This is a genomic window from Mycobacterium sp. (assembly GCF_965277065.1).
Classification (GTDB): Bacteria; Actinomycetota; Actinomycetes; order Mycobacteriales; family Mycobacteriaceae; genus Mycobacterium.
In genome coordinates, this window is record NZ_CBDIBT010000019.1 from 1,666,652 (window position 1) to 1,684,195 (window position 17,544).

Sequence of the window (17,544 nt, forward strand, 5' to 3'; positions counted from 1 at the left end):
GCTAATTCGAGGCAGTTAGATCGCGGGTGGCCGGGCCTTCGAGCAGCGTGCCGTCTGGAGCAAAACGTGATCCGTGCAGCGGGCACTCCCAAGCCTTGTCGGCGTCATTCCAGTTCACGATTCCCCCTAGGTGCGGGCACACCGGCGAGACGCGGTGCTCGGTGCCCGCAACCCGACATCTGGCTTCGAGATGCCAAGGAGGACCGCTCACCACCCCGCCCTCGTCGTCGGTGGGGTTGCGACGGCCGGTGCGCACCACGGGGGTGACCCAACCTTTGGTCAAATTGAACCCGACCTGGAGATTGGATTGCAACGCCGTTCGCAGGCCCGACACTTCGTGCGGGCTCCAGCTGGCGAATGCACTCGACCAGTCCATCCGGCCGCCCAAGATCCGGCTCGACAGCGCCAGCGCCGCAGCGGGACCATTTGTCATGCCCCACTTGTTGAAACCTGTTGCAATGAAGATGCTTTCGCTGCCTGGCAGGATGGGACCGACGTATGGCAGGTCGTCGATCGGCGCGTAGTCCTGCGCCGACCATAAATGCGTCTGCTCCGCTCCCGGGTAGTGCTTGCGGGTCCACGAAGACAGCTCTGCGAGGGCCTTCGACGGGCTCTTCTCGCGGCCAACAGTGTGACTCGCGCCGCCCACGATCAATCGCTCCCCGCCCGCGACAGGTGCGTAACGGACTGAGCGCGATGGCGAGTCGGTGGAAATCATCATGGGCCGGGTGATGTGGCCGGGCACTTTGAATGCAAAGCAGTACGACCGGCTCGGCTTCACTCGCGCGAAGTAACCGCCGCGATCGAGAATCGGAATCCCGGTGGCCAGCACCAGTTGTGGCGCAGTGAGTTCCGTCTCTCGCTGTACGGCGTCGTCGACGTGAATGCGCATGTTCTTGCCGTGGCCCGACACCGTGCGCACGCGGGTGTGCTCGATCAGCCGCCCACCGTGGCGCAAAAGCTCGATGGCCAACGCGTCCAAGAACGACATCGGATCGAACTGCGCCTGTTCGGTTAAGCGCACGCCGCCGTGATACGGAAACGGGACTTCGGCATCGTCTTCCCACGTAGCGGGTAGCCCCACCGCGCGGCACGCCTCGTACTCGGCGCGGGCCGATGCGACGCCGTCGCCGGACTGCGCATAGGTATAAGCGTCTTCGCGTTGAACTGCTACGTCGTGTGAAGCGCAGTAATTCAACACCCAACTCTGACCTTCGCGATTGCCGCACAAGTAATCGCGAGAAACTGTCTCGCCATGCTTCGATAGAATTTTCGAAAGATGGCTGCCCTGAAGCAAACTGATCTTCGCGGTGGTGTTTCCGGTGGTGCAAGCGCCAACGGTGCGGGCTTCCAGAACAAGGACGTCCTTGCCGGCGCGGGCCAGCAGGACCGCGGTCATCAGCCCGGTGATGCCCGCACCCACTACGATGACGTCGGCACGCCGGGCTCCGTCGTCGATCTGATTTGCAGCCCACGGCTGTTCGGCTCGGTCGCTTAGCCATAGGGATTTCACGTTCAAGGTGATACCCCGGCAGCCCAAAGCGGAAACCGTTTGGCAGCAGGCCGAATGCGTGCTGGCCGTAACTCCTGCGCTCGCAGCCGGCGTTGTCGGGTAGACTTGTCGTGCGGCAAACAACGCCGAGTCCGTGCCGGTCGAAGTCGAAGCCGGTGAGCAATCGCTCGATACTTGGACATTCTGATTCATTCAAACATCCGTGCCGCGTGCTCAGAGCGCCTGAGCTCGCGCCAAAGGGTTGCGGGCCAACCTAATTCGTGCCGAAATCTAGGCTGCGGCAGAGAGACACAGACATCGTTGGAGACCACCGAGCGGATCCTTTACATCGGTGCGGTCGCCGCAGTAATGATCACCGCAGCCCGGATCCCTTCGGTGCGGCTGAGCTCTGCGCTGCATCACGTGGCTGACCATCGGCTACCTGGTCGCCCACGGGTCGGCCAAGTCCGGTAGCAACCATCGCGACCACTCCTAGCAACGCGAAGGGCGGCGACCGTCGCGTGCACGGTCGCCGCCTTTAGCATCAAATCGGTTGCGCGATAACGACTCAGAGTTACTCCGGAGGCGGCGCGAAAAGCTGCAGGTCGTTTCCTTCGGAATCCTTGAACGACGCGATACGGCCCCACGGGTGGGTGCTGACCTCGTCGACGAACTGGACGCCTGCCTCCGCCAGCCGCGTGACCTCGTTGAACAGATCGCCGTCGGGCTGGAAGGTGAGAACCGCTCCCCCGGTGCTTCCTTTGTGCGTGTCCTCGCGAGCGTTCAGCCCGATCATGACGCCGTTGGCATCCAACTCCGACCAATCGTCACCTTCGCTCTTCACCGACAGCCCCAGCGTCTGGCCGTAGAACTTGACCGCTCGGGTCATGTCATCGACTGGTAGCCAGACCGTTGCGACACCACTTGCCATGATTACTCCTCAATTTCGTTGTTCGACCGTGCACGGTTACCCGAAAATCGACCGATCCACCGGCGATCTGCAGCGTTCTTGCATCGATTGATGTGTTGCCCCTACCCAACGTGGGTAGTCCTCGATCAAGGAATTCGACCCACCTCGGGCCGCCGAACGGAGATGCCATGACATTCATTGACCAAGCCAAGCGCAAGGCCGGTCAACTGATCGAAAAAGTGAAGGACAGGAAGGCATCCCATGATACGCGAGAAGCTGACGTGACGTCAGATCCCCATGTCGCCAACTCGCGCGAAGGCAAAGACGGCGAAGTCGGCAGATATGTCGGGCGCACGTTTCCCGACACTCCTTTCGATGTCGGACAAAGCGGCGCGGAGGCGCGCAGTGAAGAGAAGCGCCATCGCGTGAAGCGAGAGCAAGCAAAGTGACTGGCGTTGCGCTCGCATGCGACTCGTTTTTTATCCACAACGTTTTTGACCGACAAGAAGGATCGCGCGCATGACCGTACGCCAGAACCCGACCGATCACGCCCGGACGACTCACCAGCGCGCGGGCGAGTGGTTCAAGAATTCTCGCGATGCGGTGGGTCTATTTTTGCTTGCTATTGCTGTCGTGGCGATGGTTGCCTGCCTGGCGGCCGCCGCCTACGGCAGCACGGGATGGTCGTTCTTGATGGGGGGCATCGCCGGCTTCGCCGGTATCACCGCCACCGCGTGGCTACTCATCGAAGGTCGCCGCGTCCGCCGTGTTGAAGCGAAGCGGTCGGCCGACCTACGTCTGTGAGACCGCGAACCTGATCGGGACGCGGCGAATTCATCTACGCTGCAGAGCTTTCCACCAAACCAGCCCACGCTGGTCGCCCGTGTCTTAGACTGACGACACCGGCGCAAGGCGCTCTTGCCGGTGCTGGACGAGGATCGGTGAGTCGCTTGAACCAACGCGACAATGGCCGCAGCCTGACGGCAGGTGCCGTACAGGAGCGGCTTCAACGTCGATACACCGTGCGAGCGGCCGCGCAGCGTTTGGGTGTGCCCACCGCAACGCTTCGAAGTTGGAGCCACCGCTACGGCGTTGGCCCGCCTGGCCATGCGCCAGGCCGACACCGGCTCTACTCCGACACCGACATCGCCGCCCTGCGGCATATGAGCAAGTTGATCGCCAAGGGTGTCGATGCCCGCAGCGCCGCGAGCGCCGCTATGCAAGCCCTGATTCCCGAGCCGGCGCAAGCAACGGCTCTCGTCGCCGCCTTGTTCGCGTTGGAGGAGTTCACTGCGGCGCGCCTGATCGAACGCCACCTCGATCACTACGGGGTGCTCGAGACGTGGGATTCGTTGATTCGGCCTGCCTTTACCGCGATTGCGAACCAGCAGGCCGGCGGTGAGCGCTGCATCGATGTCGAACACTTGCTGTCCTGGACGGTGATGAGCTGCCTGCAGCGAATTCCCATGGCGCGCAGCGATGTAGCCGAGACTACTCTTCTGGCATGCGCTGAGAACGACAGCCACACCCTGCCGCTGGAAGCGGTTCGTGCGGCGTTGTCCGAGCGTGGTCACACGACACTGATGCTGGGTGCCGCGGTACCCACTGCCGCCGTCCTCGATGCCATCCAGCGGCGAGCGACGCCGATCACTGTGCTGCTGTGGGCACAGACCGAGCGCACCGCGGACGTAGCCGCCGTACGGGCGCTGCGGAGAACACGCACCCCCGTGCTCGTTGCCGGTCCAGGTTGGGACCGTGTTCGGTTGCCGGCGGCCGTGGCGTACTTACATTCGCTCACCGAGGCTGTCGAACGCTTGAACGTTGTTGGCACGTCATGAATGCGACTCCACGGGGATGGCGATTTCGTTGCGGCGCAACACCGGAAGGGTCCACGGCGGATCGTAGAACCACGCGGCGGGCACACCTATGGCCTCGAAACCGGTTTCTTTCAACGTCCGTCTCAACTGGGCGGTCTCGCGCGCTACCGCCCGTGCGCTTGTGCTGCCGGAAAATCGGCGCACCGCGACCGTCTCGGCTGGGACAACGACGAGCTCGACAGCTTGATCGTTGGGCCGCGGCAGGGACTCTATTGACTTCCCGGCCGGCATGAAGAACCGGATCAGCCACTCATCCTTGCCCGCAGCGCTCTCCGAGACGGGCGCGGTCATGGGGATCTTTTCACCGCGGGCCGCGCCGTCCTGTTGCACGACCGGTGCAGTCATGGCGATTTTCTCCCGGACTTGGTTGCCCCCGAAGATGTAACCCGCCAGCCGGCGGAATCCGTCACTGCGTGCCGCGACTTCGTCGGCGGTGACTGTCGTTTCTGCGGCAACCCGCGGACCGTAGTGGCGGATCTCAACCCGCGAGGTCACCTGCTCGGCGGTGTACGTCGGTTCCTCTGTGCCATGGCGCACACCCACGATCGCGCCAACGGCACCGGTCAATCCCCGAACCAAGCCCGCGATTTCACCCAGCATGCGTCGACTCCCCTCGTCGTGTCCACCTACCACTGTGTACCCGTTTGGGCTCGATACAGCGGGGTATCAACAATCGTGCCTTCGCGTCGACGTGGCCGCCGGCCAAGGTCCCGAGCCGAAGGAAGCGATATGACAGAACCTGAAAAAGAAGACCCGATGGGTCGGTCGAATGAACTGGAAGACATCGTCGATGAGCTGGACGAGAAGATTGCCGACGAACGCGAAGCCGAAGGCGTCCCAGGCAAACCCAGCGATCGCGAAGACGTCAGGGTCCAGGTATCGGAAAACGAGCCGCCCGACTAACTAGTCGCTCTTGGGTGGTTCGGATGCGCGCTCGTCTCCCGGCGTTGTGGCGGGCTCGGGATCCTCGGGGTATTGCTCCGGGCTGTAACTACCGACCTCGTCGGATTTCTCCGCCGCGCGGTCGGTTTGCTCGCCGCTGCTGCTGGGGCTGTCGCCACCGTTGTTGTCTTGCGCAGACATTTTTGCCTCTCGGTTTCGAGCCGGTATGTGACCCGACGGAGAGCGGCTACCCGCTCACGGCCGTCGACAATCCATCGATCGGGTCATACGCGGATGAGCACTTCGCCCTCGAGTCCGTCCGGGTCTCGGAAGAACAAACTGTGCACAGAGCCGAAGTCATTGACGTTCCCGTCGCTGGCGCCACACTCCATCAGCCGCTGACGGATCGTGTCGAAACTCTTTTTGGACGCGGCCTGCAGACCAAAGTGATCGAGCCGACCGCGCCTCCACATGGGCGTCTGACGGTCGGGCTCGTGGTTGCCTCTGATGGTGAACACGTTGAGCTCCGTGTGAGGCCCGATGCGAATCGTCGTCATGGTCTCGTCCCCCGCATCACCGTGCGGTTTGGTCGGTCCGACCTCTGCCTCGAAAACTTCGGCGTAGAAGACACCAAGCTTGTCGATGTCCTTCGAGATGACGGCGAGGTGGTTGATGCCGTTCAGTAACATTGCGTGGCTCCTGTCGCTCGAGTTCGCCTCCGCCGGGCGGGCATTGATGTGGAGGCTTCCCGGAGTGTGATCTATCAAACCGACGGCGCACCGGTGACCAGCAGGGCCGTTCGTCGGCGCGATTTATTCAGTGCATAGTCTGTCGACGTGGATATCAATGGAGCTAGCGCAGTCGTTACCGGCGGCGCGTCAGGGATCGGCGCGGCGACGGCCCGCCAGTTGGCCGCCAAGGGTGCCCGGGTCGTTGTTGCCGACCTGCAGGCCGACAAGGGAGAGGCCCTCGCCGACGAGATCGGTGGCGTGTTCGTCACCGTCGATGTCACCAAGACTGACCAGATCATCGACGCGGTGAAGACCGCTGCCGACCTCGGTCCGTTGCGCGCACTGGTCAACTCCGCCGGTATCGGGTGGGCCGGGCGCACCATTGGCAAGGACGGAGAGTTCTCGTCCGCTCACGACCTGGGTGCCTACAAGAAGGTCCTCGAGATCAACCTCGTCGGCACCTTCGACTGCATCCGCATCGCGGCCACCCAGATGAGCAAGAACGAGTTGACCGAGACCGGTGAGCGCGGCGCGATCGTCAACATGACCAGCGTCGCCGCGTTCGACGGCCAGATCGGTCAGGCGGCGTACTCGTCATCCAAGGGCGGCGTCGTCGGTCTGACCCTGCCGGTCGCGCGCGACCTGTCCGCGGTCGGTGTCCGCGTCAACACTGTCGCCCCCGGGCTGATCGATACCCCGATCTACGGTGAGGGCGAGGCGTCCGAGGCGTTCAAGGCCAAACTCGGCGAGTCCGTGCTCTACCCGCACCGCCTGGGCAAGCCCGACGAGCTGGCGTCTATGGTCGTCGAGTTGCTCACCAACTCCTACATGAACGCCGAAGTTGTCCGGGTGGACGGCGGAATCCGGATGCCACCGAAGTAAGCGGAGCACTTCCGAAGTTCGATGCAAAATCGCGATCCGGCCGTCTCCTATTTGCGCGTTCGCTTCGCTGACTTCTGACAGCGCTGCGAGCAGTAGACCACCTGATCCCACTGCCCCCGCTGTCGCCACTTCTTTCGGTTGGCGAACGGTCGACCGCATGCGGCGCAGATCTTCACTTCGTCTCGTGGCACTGGAAAGCTATACCCAGCCTCGCTGACCCGCCTTGTTGAATCCCCGACTCGGCCCGCGAGGCTACAACGGTAACAACAGTCACATTGTTAACATCGCGCGATGGAGAACTCGCGCCCGGTTTCCCGGCGTGACGCACTGCGCTACGCCTGCGCCGTGTCGGCGCTGGCCGGATTGGGTGTGGCATCGGTAACTGCCGCCACCTCCGCAGATGCAGCCGCTCCTACGCTGATCGACTTCGCGATGCGGCAGATTCCGGCCCAAGACATCAAGGCTGCCGGCCACGCCGGCGTGGTGAACTACGTCTCGCTGTCGCGTCCCGGCTCATCTTTCGGCGCCAAGCCGATCACCCGGGCCTACGCTGAATCGCTGGCCGCGGCCGGACTCGCAATCGTGAGCAACTACCAATACGGCAAGCCGGGTGGGTCGGTACCGTCGGATTTTACTCGCGGGTACGCCGGGGGCGTCTCCGACGCTCACACCGCGTGGCAGCTGCACAGCGCGGCGGGTGGCGGCCAGAGTGCACCGGTCTTTTTCACCGTCGACGACGACATCAACCGTGACACTTGGAATAATGTTGCGCTGCAATGGTTTCGCGGGATCAACTCGGTGCTCGGGGTGCAGCGCACCGGCGTATACGGCGGTATCAATGTGTGCCAGTGGGCCGCCGGCGACGGCGTGATCGGGAACTCGCGCACGCCGGGCAAGCGGTGGGCCTGGCAGACCCGGTCCTGGTCTCACGGGCAGGTCGACCCTGCCGCAGTTCTCTACCAGCGCATTGTGAGCACCGCGTCGACCCCGGGACCGGTGGTCGGCGGGCTCGAAGTCGACGTCAGCGACGCCCTGGCCCAGGATTGCGGCCAGTGGCAGCTACATCCGTGAGGTCCGGTTCCGCCGCAACCGTGGGCGCTAACGCGTGCTGCCGCGCTCGCGGCGTCGTACTCCGGCCAGGACGTCGGCGTCGGCGCGGAACTGCAAACGGCGTACCTGTCCGGCCTCGACAGTGAAATCGAACGTGACCTTGACCTCGCCCCGGTGAATCCAGGCGGCGCCCGGACGATTCTCGACGAAGACACCCGGACCGCCGGGTGTGACCAGAGAATGGAGAACGCCCGTGAAGACCATGACCTGCCAAGATCTCGGCGGCCCCTGCGATCTCACGCACCGCGGTGAGAGCGCCGACGAGATAATCAAGGCGCAGGACCAACACCGCAAGGAACTCGTGAGGACCGGCGACGACGCCCACGCGCGGGCCCGCGAAGACATGAAGGGACGTTGGCGTCATCCGCTCAAGTCGATCGGCTGGTACGCAAACGTCAAGAAGCGATTCGCCGAGTTGCCGGAGCGATGACGCTCAGGGCGCCGTCGCTGCTAGGCGCACAAATATTGCCCGTTGAGCCGACAGTTCAACGGCGGCGAGTAGGCGCCGGTCAGCACGCCCCTGAGACCGCCGGTGGCTGAACCGCCGGGTGCGATGACGCGATTCCAGTTGGCGGGAGTCAAAAGATAGTGCGTCCCAGATTGCGCCAGGGTGCTGTTCCACGTGTGCGAGACGGATTCTCCCGGCGGCAAATCGAATTCGAGCCTCCAATCGCTTAGCGGCGCCGTGCTCGAGTTAGTGATGGTGAAACGGGCGATGAAACCGGTCTGCCACGCATGTTCCACCGACAATGTCGCCATGGCCGCGGCCGCATGAGCGACGGGGGCGACGGCGAGTCCGGTGGTGGCAACCATTACTGCCGACGCGGCAACGTGAAGCGCTGTGCGCCAGCGTTTCAGGTAGCTGTCGAGTCTGGCCATAGCAGCCAACACTAAAGCCCGACAACCGAGATCGGCCGGCGCACCGCGGGTACGCTGCCGTACCTTTGCGCAACTGACACCGTCATGAAACCTAAGCCTCGCGTTACCCTTCGCCGGGTATCGACCCGGGTGCCGGCACCCGATGATGAACTCGCCCGCCGCCGTTCGCGAATCGGATCACGGATGGCCAGAGGGGCTGAAGATGCAAGCTGGTCCGAGTACGAGTACCGCCGTTCGGTTGCACCGCCGCAGGGCGTCAAGCGGGACGCCAGGGGCAGCTTCAGTTCGACCAGGGGTATGCAAACAGAGGTCCGGTGACTGCAAATGTCAGCAGCCACACGAATGCGCACAAGATCAGCATCCCGACCGCTCGTGCGAAGATGCGCAACGGGTTCGCCGACGCCAGCTCGAACCGGATGACGGTGCTCAGCCTTTCCAGATCGCCGGCACTGAGGAACACGATCCCCGTTCCGACCCTCAGCATGTATCCGCGCGTCCCGTCGGCCCGATTCAAGCGTGAGAGGACAAGCCGATCGCCGACGCGGTCTCGCAGGCCGATGAGGCTGGTTAGCTCAGGTTGTCGCACGGCATACCCCTAGGGTGGGTTGGGACTTCCTGTGCTCGGGCGCTTACACTACTCGCCGCGACCATGCCTCACAAGCGATTTCGTGTTGGCGACATGTGTAAACTGCGGGCCAGCCGCTGCCACCAGGGGCGTCGCGCCGAACCGCTTGGCGCACGACACTTTTGGGGCGGGTGTTCGGCGGCGTTGTTGAGCGGACAGCTACGACAATGCTCGCCGCACACATCCCTCGGTGATTTGCGACCACAACGGTATGCAGCAGTGAAACAGGATCGGACGTCTGAGAGTTCAGCGCGGCGAATAAAGCTCGCAACAGCGCGTCCCAAGCAGAACGATCAGCTCCGCTTGCACCTCGCCGAATAAGAATCCGAGCGCCGCGCCCAGCACCACGATGATCGTGTGCATTTTTCCGGAGTCGACGTATGCGTCCGCGCGACGATGCTGTGTGGCCCCCGCGGCCGCGCATCCGTCGATGCTGGTCCGGCGCGCTGCCTTTCACGGTAAATCGGCAGATCGTTGCCCTAGCTCGGACAGGTGTCCAGGATTTCGGGGCGTGCCCGTCGGATTCACACGCGGTCAAATAAGCGAAACGGTCAGTCTACCAATGTGTTTGAGGTCGAGCGACCCAAAGTCGGCCCGACGTCGCAACCGATGATGCGGTCGGAGAAACAACGCGCACAAGATTTGCTGCCGACGATCGCCGAGCTCTGCGCCTGCGGTGAGCTGCATTAATCGCAGGGGTTCTTAACGTGAACTGTGATAGCTTTTTAGGTGAACAAAAAGCAAACAGGAGACCGCTCATGCCTGGAAAACTGCTGCTCGGTGCCGCTGGAGCTCTCATCTGCATCGGACTGGCCGTACCGGCCGGCGCCGACCCGGTCAATACAGTCGGGGCGGTAGGGGCGCCACAACCCGACGCCGTTCCGACTTTCTTGGCCGCCGCACGGGCAGCCGGTGTCACCGGAACGGATCCGGCGATGCTCGAAGACGGCTATAGCGTCTGTCGGCAACTGTGGAATCAGCAAGCCCCGGGTGCGCAGGTGGCCGCGAGCCTCGTGCGGGACCATCCACAGCTGACCACCGACCAAGCGGGCCAATTCGTACTGGCCGCATACCACTGCTTGTGCCCGGTGCCCGCCGCTTTCGACTACTGGGCATACAGCACCAGCTGACCTGGGCCCGTTCGAACCGAAGCCGGCCCCGAGTAACTCTGAGTCGCGCGCATGTCTAGGACTATCTGCCGTGTGATCGTCGTGAGCTGAAGAGCTTGTCGCCGCGTAGCGGCGCGGCGCGGCGCGAGTAGAGTCCTGGGTCGTCATAGTCTCAGGAGGTCGCGGAGATGGCCGATGTGAGCGGGAGGCTGCACGTTCTTCCGGCAGCATTGCGGTCTGCGTCGGGGGTGATTGCCAGCCATGCCGCGAAGGTGGCCTTGCCTCCGTCCGCTTTGACCAGCTCCACAGAAGCGTCGGGGATGGCGGCGGCTGCCGTGCAGGCAGCGTTCGCCGGTTTCGGCAACGCGCTGTCGAACCGATTATCCTCTGTCGCAACCGATCTCACGGCAGCGACGGGAGCCTTCACTGACATCGACGCCGCGGGCAGCGCCGAGCTGGCTTCCATTGCGCCACAAGGTGCCGGCTAGGGATGGCCAATGTCGCGGGCATCACGCGGTCACGCATCGTGCGATTCGATCAAACGGCAACGGCATTGTCGCAGCTTGCCGGGCAAATGCGGACTGGAGCCACCCAATGGCAGAACTCCACCGACGCCTATATCGAGCAGATCGATACACCGAACGGGACCGAGTGGACCGGACAGGCGGCCACCCGCTATTTCAATGACGCTCGCGCCGACCGATCAGTCGTCAGCAGCGCGGTGGAGCAGGCGCATTCCATCGCCGATGCCGCCGAGCACGGAGCCGATTCGCTGCGCGGTGCCCGAGAGTCGGCGCTAGAAGCCATCACTCAAGCCGAGCAGGACAGCTTCGCTGTCGGTGAGGATTTGTCCGTCACCGACAGAACTTCGCCCGGTTCGAGCGCCGCTCGAGCGGCTCGCCAACAGGCAGCGATCGGACATCACAACTACATCGCCCATTGCGCCAGCCGATTGCAGTCAGAGGACCAACGCATCGCCGCCAAGCTGCACGCCGGTGCGGGCGAGATGACGAGCGCGACCCCAGCTGACTGGAAGAAGCGGCCAGGCACCGCACACGCCCTCGACAACGAGTTGAAGCGCGACCGGCCGCCGGCTGGTTCCCATCCAGGAGACATGTCCTCGGGTGACCTCAAAGCCATCGAGCAGGCCAACCTGAGACTCCTCGACGAGATGGAGCAGGAATACAGTCAGCTGCCCGCGGGCCAAGTGCGAAGTGATCGACTCGCCGACATTGCCGGCATCCGCGATGCCTTGAAAACCCCGGACTCACACCTGATCTACCTTGCCAAGCCAGACGATCCCTCGCAGATGATCCCGGCCGCTACCGCGATCGGTGACCCATTCAAAGCCGACCACGTCTCGGTCACTGTTCCCGGTGTGGGGAGCACGACCCGGCAATCAATCGGCTCTATGACCCGGGAGGCATACGGGCTTCGGCAAGAGGCGCAGGACATCGGTCGTCGGATCGGCGACAACAGCAGCGTTTCGACGATCGCCTGGGTGGGCTACCAGCCACCGCTGACGCTGGACTCGAAAGAGACATTGACCGATGCGGTCGCGAAGGCCAATGCCCCTAAGTTGGAGTCGTTCTTGAGCACTCTGAACTCTGCGTCGTCGAACCCGAATCACACCACGGCGCTGTTCGGTCACTCGTACGGCTCCCTGCTGTCGGGTATCGCGCTCAAAGATGGCGCCAGCGCAGATGTGAACAACGTGGTGCTCTACGGCTCTCCCGGTTTTGAAGCCACATCGCCGGCACAGCTGGGCATGAGCGACGACCACTTCTTTGTGATGTCGGCGCACGACGATCCGATCCGCGCGATCGGGACACTGGCGCCACTGCATGGCTGGGGGGCTGATCCCAATGCGATCATCTACGGCGACACCGACCGCTATCGGTTCACCCACCTCGAGACCCAAGCGGGCACAGTCGATGTCGCCGGTCAAGAACTGAATAAGACTGGTGCCAGCGGACATTCAGAATACGGGCGGGATCCATTGCAGAGAATGACCGGATACAATTTGGCCACGATACTGCTCAACCATCCCGAACTCTCGGTCAAAGAAACTCTGCCGCCCCAATGAACGCCGGGCATCGAATCATCGCGGCCGTCGTGGCCGGGGCACTCGCTGTGTCCGGTTGCAGCGGCTGCTCGGAGTACCAGAAACTTCGGAAGGGTGTGGACCAGTTGAGTCATCCCGATAGCGGACCGCGACCGCTCACTGACGAGCAGAAGATCAAGCTGATCGACAGCATGCGCGCCAAAGGCTCATTCGAGGCCGCCCGCGATCGACTCACCGGCAGTGCCCAGGCGATTGCGGAGCAGATCAGCACCGCAGTGCCCGGCCAAACTTGGAAATTCGCCGATGACCCCAATGAACGAGACGCCTACCAAAACGGGTCACTCTGCGACGATCTCGACCCTGACCTAGCGCGGCGACCCAGAGCCAGGACCGTCGAGTTCGGCGCCACATTCAACACGGATGGATTCACCGCCGCTGTAGGCGTCGTTCGACAAGAAGCCGTCAAATACGGTGCCACGCAACAGAGCTCACTATTCAACGAGCCGACCAAGCGGGATTACGATGTGCAAGGCGACGGGAACGAGTTCAACCTCGGCCAGGCCAAGATCGCCACCCTGCTCATCACCGGTGACTGCTTTCTGTTTCAGAAGGTCCTCGACACCCCGCCCGGGCAATTCCCTGGCCGCTGAATCGCGGATCGGTGAGCCGAGTCCAGGCGCGCCAGTCAGACCGGCCACACCTCACGGCGCCACGCGGCGTCCCAGAACATCCACTCATAGCGGGCGGTCGTAGCGAAATGGGCTCGGGCGCGCGCATCGTCGGTGGGGCTCAGAGTCGAGCCGACGTCGTCGGCCAGCGCCAGCACCTCGGCGACGATGGTCTGGTACTCGTCGTCGGCATAGGTGTCGATCCAGCGCTGGTAGCGCGGATCCGGCGATCCGCGCTTGACCAGCTCGGCGCCCACCTCGGCATAAATCCAGTAGCACGGCAGCACCGCGGCGAGCCCCTCGGCAAAGGTCCCGCGGTGAGCGGTGGCTAGTAGGTAGCTCGTGTAGGCGAGGGTGGTTGGTGCGATCGGCATGGCGTCGATGGTCCGGATGCCCAGCTCGGTGAGCAATGACTCGTGCAGGGCGAGCTCGACTTCGGCGGTGCTGGCGGCGTGCCGGGCAAACATGCCGACGCCGGCGTGTGTGGGTGCCTTGCTGCCCACAACGGTGAGAGTGCGAGCAAAATCCCGCAGATAGTGAGAATCCTGGGCGACGTAGTGGCTGAAGAGCTCCGGGGCGAGGCTGCCGTCGGTCAGTCCAGCCAGGAAAGGGTGCTTCACGATCGCCGCGTAGGTGCCGGCAGCTTCGGTCCACAACCGTCCCGTCCAGCCGCCTCGCCTCACGTCCCCGATGATTCCAGCCTCGCGGCCCCACTACTCGATCGGGTCCGACCCCAATCCCCTCAAATACCCGCTTTGCGGACCCGCGACACCTCAATCGATGCAAAAGCGCTGCAGATTTGAGTTCGGGGTGGCGTTAACACTTGGCGCACTGCCCATCTGGCGGCAGCGTTTGACAAGACGGCAGAAGGGGCGTTCTCTGGAAAGTGCTGAGAACACAGCCGGCCTGGGGGCCGACGCCGTCGCCTGATCTTGGACTGCGGCACGGAACGCATACTTTCGCACTACCGCCCAGATCCAAAGCGAATCTCTTTCGTTTCGACGCCTGCATGCCGATCGAAGACATTTGCTCTTCCTTTCCCTACTTACGTTGCGCGCCAATCTTATTCGAGCTCCGCGAAACCGCCAGTCTCAACTGCTTGCGGGACAACGATGTTCGGCTCAGAAGACCACTGCATAGATTCCTCAGGAACGAGCCATCATGTCTGTTGCACAACAACCGACCACTTCTCAAGGCGACGTGGCCTTCCATTACGGCGACCTCACCACCGAACGCGACGGCATCGAGATGCGGGCATACTCTTGCCATCTGGCCACGGTGGTGGCGATCAGCGGCGACGTCGACGCGACAAACGTCGCCCGCTTCACCGCTCACATCACGCACCTGGTCCCGCTGGGAAATGCGCTACTCGTTGATCTCAGCGGCGTGAGCTTTTTCGCGGTGCGGAGTATGTCAGCTTTGCTCGCCGTCGACGGCGCTTGCCAGCGCGTCAGAACACCGTGGGCGCTGGTCACCAGCCACGCCGTCAAACGGGTGCTGCGTCTGAGCGAGTGCAGCTACATCCTTCCCACCGTGAGCACGGTGCCCGCAGCGATGGATTATTTCACTCACCTAACGCGCATGCGCAGGCAAGTTCCGTGACCGCCAGACAGCGCGGCACCCACGCAATGACGCCGACATCGAGTGCAACGACGTGGTGACGGCCATGCGGTCAAACGCCGCGATGATCGACACCATTCATTATCCGGTCGGTGACCTGGTGGGCACCCTCGCCGATCATGCCGGACTTTTTCGCAACGTCGATCCCGCCGCGGTTGCCGCGGTGACCGATCGGCTGTCGTCCCTGCGTTTTTCGCGATATCAGAGCATCTACACCGAGGGCGATCCCGGCGAACAGCTGTACATCATCGTCTCGGGCAAGATCAAGCTCGGTCGTCACTGCCCCGACGGCCGCCGGCATCTGCTGGCGATTGCCGGGCCTACCGAAATGTTCGGTGAGCTCTCGATCTTCGACCCTGGACCACGGACCTCGAGTGCCACCGCCCTCACTGACGTACACGCCTTGGCGATGCACCGCGACGTCGCTTCAGCCTGGATCGCCGATCAGCCCGAGATCGCCCAACGACTGTTATGGCTTCTGGCGCGCCGATTGCGCCGAACCGACGACGACCTATCCGACCTTGTTTTCACCGACGCCGCAGGCCGGGCCGCCAAGCAGCTGCTACGACTGGCCCGGCAATTCGGCATCCGTGAAGGCGGTGCAATCCGGGTGAACCACGACCTCACCCAGGAGGAACTCGCCCAGCTGATCGGGGCCTCACGCGAAACAGTCAACAAGATCCTCGCCGACTTCAGCCAACGCGGATGGATCCGCGCGTACAGCAAGAGCGTCGTCATCACCGACACCGAGCGCCTCGCCGACCGGACCCGGTCCACCCCGGATCAGGTCAGCAGCCACAACCCACCTTCACACCCAACCGGTTGACGGAGAAGTCTGCTATGCCCGACACATCAAAGGCTGGGTCGATCGCCGCGGCACAGGCCGACGCAATCGACTCGCGTTATCACCTCTCGGCCGCGGTTCGCCGGCAACTGAACAAGGTCTTCCCGACGCATTGGTCATTCCTGCTGGGCGAAATCTGCTTGTACAGCTTCATCGTGCTGCTGCTCACAGGCGTCTATCTCACGTTGTTCTACGACCCGTCGATGACCGAGGTCACCTACAACGGTGTCTATCAACCCCTGCGCGGGCTCGAAGTGTCGAAGGCTTATGCGTCCACCCTCGACATCTCCTTCGAAGTCCGGGGCGGTCTGTTCGTCCGCCAGGTTCATCACTGGGCCGCACTTATGTTCGCCGCGTCGATCATGGTGCATTTGGCTCGCGTCTTTTTTACCGGCGCGTTCCGGCGACCGCGCGAGGCGAATTGGGTCATTGGCGTGATTCTGCTCATCCTGGCGATCTTCGAAGGCTTCTTTGGCTACTCGCTGCCCGACGATTTATTGTCGGGGACGGGGATTCGCGCGGCATTGTCGTCGATCACGCTGGGTATCCCCGTCGTCGGCACCTGGTTGCACTGGCTGCTTTTCGGCGGTGACTTCCCCGGTGACATCCTCATCCCGCGCCTCTACGGCATCCACATCCTGCTCTTCCCCGGCATCATGCTGGCGCTCATCGGCGCGCACGTCGCGCTGGTGTGGTTTCAAAAACACACTCAGTTCCCGGGCCCCGGCCGGACCGAACGCAATGTCGTCGGCGTGCGGGTGATGCCGGTGTTCGCGGTCAAATCGGGCGCCTTCTTCGCTTTGAACGCCGGCGCCCTGGGGTTGATGGGAGGCCTGTTGCAGATCAACCCCATCTGGAATCTCGGCCCCTACAAGCCATCTGAGGTTGCGGCGGGCAGCCAGCCGGACTTCTACTTGATGTGGACCGACGGGCTGATCCGCCTCTGGCCGGCCTGGGAGCTCTACATCGGACATCACACGGTGCCCGCCGCTGTGGCCGTCGCGCTGATACTGGGTCTGGTCTTCATCCTGCTGACCGTGTACCCGTACTTGGAGAAGCGGTTCGCCGACGACAGCGCGCACCACAATCTGTTGCAACGCCCGCGTGATGTGCCGGTTCGAACGGGTATTGGCGCGATGGCAATCGCGTTCTACGTCGTGCTGACCTTCTCGTCGTTCAACGACATCATCGCCTATAAGTTCCACGTCTCGCTGAACGCGACGACGTGGGTCGGACGCATCGGGATGATCGTGTTACCGCCGATCATCTACTTCGTCACCTACCGGTGGTGCGTAGCCCTGCAGCGCAGCGACCGCGCGGTGCTGGCGCACGGCATCGAGACGGGCATCCTCAAGCGGTTGCCGCACGGCGCGTACATCGAATTGCATCAGCCGCTCGGCCCCGTCGACGACCACGGCCACCCGGTTGCACTCGAATACCAAGGCGCGCCAGTGCCGGTCAAGATGAACAAACTCGGCTCCGGAGGCTCGCCGGGCTCCGGCAGCTTCCTGTTCGCCGACCCGCCCGCCGAGGACCGGTCAAACACCGACATCGCACACGCCTCCAAACAGCGGGCCCTCGCGGCGTTGCGAGATCACCAGGACGACGCAGCTTCCAACGGCCACTCCAACGGCCACTCCAACGGGCACTCCAACGGGCACGCAAACGGGCACGCAAAGTCCTAGGGTCGCGGCCTGCAGATCCAATGCTCCTCGCATGCGGAACGAGCTCAACGTCCAGCTTGATCAGGTCGGGACGGATGATGTCGAGCAGTGCGAGCGAATCAGGTTGTGCGCTAACGTTGTCGATGCGATCGTGAATCCCTCGGATCGAAGAGCAGTCAGGACCGG

General features: G+C 63.1%; 24 protein-coding genes. 14 read left to right on the forward strand and 10 right to left on the reverse strand.

Annotated elements, in window-relative coordinates:
* Window position 1 precedes the first annotated feature (1 nt).
* Both ACQY5A_RS25325 and ACQY5A_RS25330 read right to left on the reverse strand, forming a co-directional pair.
* Window positions 2–1,513 carry an FAD-dependent oxidoreductase gene (locus ACQY5A_RS25325; RefSeq protein WP_428342982.1) on the reverse strand — a complete coding sequence of 504 codons (1,512 nt, stop codon included), beginning with the start codon at window positions 1,511–1,513 and terminating at the stop codon, window positions 2–4.
* Window positions 1,514–2,066: 553 nt separating this feature from the next.
* A complete protein-coding gene (locus ACQY5A_RS25330; RefSeq protein ID WP_428342983.1) occupies window positions 2,067–2,423 on the reverse strand; it encodes a VOC family protein in 357 nt (118 codons plus the stop codon).
* A 167-nt stretch (window positions 2,424–2,590) separates the two neighbouring features.
* On the opposite strand from ACQY5A_RS25330, the gene ACQY5A_RS25335 reads away from it, so the two are divergent.
* From ACQY5A_RS25335 to ACQY5A_RS25345, 3 genes are all read left to right on the forward strand, one after another.
* The gene (locus tag ACQY5A_RS25335; protein WP_428342984.1) at window positions 2,591–2,851 is read left to right on the forward strand and encodes a hypothetical protein; all 261 of its coding nucleotides are present in this window, start codon (window positions 2,591–2,593) and stop codon (window positions 2,849–2,851) included.
* Between the two features lie 70 nt (window positions 2,852–2,921).
* The gene (locus ACQY5A_RS25340) at window positions 2,922–3,206 is read left to right on the forward strand and encodes a protein UsfY (protein WP_428342985.1); all 285 of its coding nucleotides are present in this window, start codon (window positions 2,922–2,924) and stop codon (window positions 3,204–3,206) included.
* A 218-nt stretch (window positions 3,207–3,424) separates the two neighbouring features.
* Window positions 3,425–4,240 carry a MerR family transcriptional regulator gene (locus ACQY5A_RS25345; RefSeq protein ID WP_428343338.1) on the forward strand — a complete coding sequence of 272 codons (816 nt, stop codon included), beginning with the start codon at window positions 3,425–3,427 and terminating at the stop codon, window positions 4,238–4,240.
* On the opposite strand, the gene ACQY5A_RS25350 is transcribed toward ACQY5A_RS25345, so the two are convergent.
* Entirely contained in the window at window positions 4,235–4,879 is a 645-nt protein-coding gene (locus ACQY5A_RS25350; RefSeq protein WP_428342986.1) for an SOUL family heme-binding protein, read from the reverse strand. The two genes, ACQY5A_RS25345 and ACQY5A_RS25350, sit on opposite strands and share 6 nt — an antisense overlap.
* Window positions 4,880–5,008: 129 nt before the next feature.
* On the opposite strand from ACQY5A_RS25350, the gene ACQY5A_RS25355 reads away from it, so the two are divergent.
* Complete coding sequence (locus tag ACQY5A_RS25355; RefSeq protein ID WP_428342987.1) at window positions 5,009–5,182, forward strand: hypothetical protein; 174 nt, start codon at window positions 5,009–5,011, stop codon at window positions 5,180–5,182.
* Here ACQY5A_RS25355 and ACQY5A_RS25360 read toward each other — a convergent pair whose 3' ends face one another.
* Both ACQY5A_RS25360 and ACQY5A_RS25365 read right to left on the reverse strand, forming a co-directional pair.
* Complete coding sequence (locus ACQY5A_RS25360) at window positions 5,183–5,362, reverse strand: hypothetical protein (protein WP_428342988.1); 180 nt, start codon at window positions 5,360–5,362, stop codon at window positions 5,183–5,185.
* An 83-nt stretch (window positions 5,363–5,445) separates the two neighbouring features.
* A complete protein-coding gene (locus tag ACQY5A_RS25365) occupies window positions 5,446–5,850 on the reverse strand; it encodes a VOC family protein (RefSeq protein WP_428342989.1) in 405 nt (134 codons plus the stop codon).
* A 147-nt stretch (window positions 5,851–5,997) separates the two neighbouring features.
* On the opposite strand from ACQY5A_RS25365, the gene ACQY5A_RS25370 reads away from it, so the two are divergent.
* Window positions 5,998–6,774 (forward strand): SDR family NAD(P)-dependent oxidoreductase, encoded by a 777-nt coding sequence (locus ACQY5A_RS25370; RefSeq protein WP_428342990.1) that lies wholly within the window; start codon window positions 5,998–6,000, stop codon window positions 6,772–6,774.
* A gap of 47 nt (window positions 6,775–6,821) precedes the next feature.
* Here the strand turns inward: ACQY5A_RS25370 and ACQY5A_RS25375 are convergent, their stop codons facing one another.
* Window positions 6,822–6,965 carry a DUF2256 domain-containing protein gene (locus ACQY5A_RS25375; protein ID WP_428342991.1) on the reverse strand — a complete coding sequence of 48 codons (144 nt, stop codon included), beginning with the start codon at window positions 6,963–6,965 and terminating at the stop codon, window positions 6,822–6,824.
* Window positions 6,966–7,065: 100 nt separating this feature from the next.
* Here ACQY5A_RS25375 and ACQY5A_RS25380 point away from each other — a divergent pair, with 100 nt between their 5' ends.
* Window positions 7,066–7,845 (forward strand): DUF1906 domain-containing protein, encoded by a 780-nt coding sequence (locus ACQY5A_RS25380; protein WP_428342992.1) that lies wholly within the window; start codon window positions 7,066–7,068, stop codon window positions 7,843–7,845.
* Window positions 7,846–7,872: 27 nt separating this feature from the next.
* Here ACQY5A_RS25380 and ACQY5A_RS25385 read toward each other — a convergent pair whose 3' ends face one another.
* On the reverse strand, window positions 7,873–8,088 hold the full coding sequence (locus tag ACQY5A_RS25385) for a hypothetical protein (RefSeq protein WP_428342993.1): 216 nt from the start codon (window positions 8,086–8,088) through the stop codon (window positions 7,873–7,875).
* On the opposite strand from ACQY5A_RS25385, the gene ACQY5A_RS25390 reads away from it, so the two are divergent.
* On the forward strand, window positions 8,087–8,314 hold the full coding sequence (locus ACQY5A_RS25390; protein WP_428343339.1) for a hypothetical protein: 228 nt from the start codon (window positions 8,087–8,089) through the stop codon (window positions 8,312–8,314). The two genes, ACQY5A_RS25385 and ACQY5A_RS25390, sit on opposite strands and share 2 nt — an antisense overlap.
* Window positions 8,315–8,334: 20 nt before the next feature.
* Here ACQY5A_RS25390 and ACQY5A_RS25395 read toward each other — a convergent pair whose 3' ends face one another.
* The gene (locus tag ACQY5A_RS25395; protein WP_428342994.1) at window positions 8,335–8,763 is read right to left on the reverse strand and encodes a cellulose-binding domain-containing protein; all 429 of its coding nucleotides are present in this window, start codon (window positions 8,761–8,763) and stop codon (window positions 8,335–8,337) included.
* A 280-nt stretch (window positions 8,764–9,043) separates the two neighbouring features.
* Window positions 9,044–9,247, reverse strand: a complete 204-nt coding sequence (locus ACQY5A_RS25400; RefSeq protein ID WP_428342995.1) for a hypothetical protein — start codon at window positions 9,245–9,247, stop codon at window positions 9,044–9,046.
* An 899-nt stretch (window positions 9,248–10,146) separates the two neighbouring features.
* Between ACQY5A_RS25400 and ACQY5A_RS25405 the strand changes: the two genes are divergently transcribed.
* From ACQY5A_RS25405 to ACQY5A_RS25420, 4 genes are all read left to right on the forward strand, one after another.
* Window positions 10,147–10,518 carry a DUF732 domain-containing protein gene (locus tag ACQY5A_RS25405; RefSeq protein WP_428342996.1) on the forward strand — a complete coding sequence of 124 codons (372 nt, stop codon included), beginning with the start codon at window positions 10,147–10,149 and terminating at the stop codon, window positions 10,516–10,518.
* 167 nt (window positions 10,519–10,685) lie between these two features.
* A complete protein-coding gene (locus ACQY5A_RS25410; protein ID WP_428342997.1) occupies window positions 10,686–10,985 on the forward strand; it encodes a hypothetical protein in 300 nt (99 codons plus the stop codon).
* 2 nt (window positions 10,986–10,987) lie between these two features.
* Window positions 10,988–12,583, forward strand: coding sequence for an alpha/beta hydrolase family protein (locus ACQY5A_RS25415; protein ID WP_428342998.1), 1,596 nt, complete (start codon window positions 10,988–10,990; stop codon window positions 12,581–12,583).
* Window positions 12,580–13,212, forward strand: a complete 633-nt coding sequence (locus tag ACQY5A_RS25420; protein ID WP_428342999.1) for an LppA family lipoprotein — start codon at window positions 12,580–12,582, stop codon at window positions 13,210–13,212. Before ACQY5A_RS25415 ends, ACQY5A_RS25420 begins: the two co-directional genes overlap by 4 nt.
* A 35-nt stretch (window positions 13,213–13,247) precedes the next feature.
* Here ACQY5A_RS25420 and tenA read toward each other — a convergent pair whose 3' ends face one another.
* Window positions 13,248–13,913 (reverse strand): thiaminase II, encoded by a 666-nt coding sequence (gene tenA / locus ACQY5A_RS25425; protein ID WP_428343000.1) that lies wholly within the window; start codon window positions 13,911–13,913, stop codon window positions 13,248–13,250.
* Window positions 13,914–14,391: 478 nt separating this feature from the next.
* Here tenA and ACQY5A_RS25430 point away from each other — a divergent pair, with 478 nt between their 5' ends.
* The 3 genes from ACQY5A_RS25430 to qcrB all read left to right on the forward strand — a co-directional run bounded on the left by ACQY5A_RS25430 (window position 14,392) and on the right by qcrB (window position 17,379).
* On the forward strand, window positions 14,392–14,832 hold the full coding sequence (locus tag ACQY5A_RS25430; protein ID WP_428343001.1) for an STAS domain-containing protein: 441 nt from the start codon (window positions 14,392–14,394) through the stop codon (window positions 14,830–14,832).
* Between the two features lie 118 nt (window positions 14,833–14,950).
* The gene (locus ACQY5A_RS25435) at window positions 14,951–15,676 is read left to right on the forward strand and encodes a Crp/Fnr family transcriptional regulator (protein WP_428343340.1); all 726 of its coding nucleotides are present in this window, start codon (window positions 14,951–14,953) and stop codon (window positions 15,674–15,676) included.
* Window positions 15,677–15,690: 14 nt separating this feature from the next.
* A complete protein-coding gene (qcrB, locus tag ACQY5A_RS25440; protein ID WP_428343002.1) occupies window positions 15,691–17,379 on the forward strand; it encodes a cytochrome bc1 complex cytochrome b subunit in 1,689 nt (562 codons plus the stop codon).
* Window positions 17,380–17,544 lie beyond the last annotated feature (165 nt).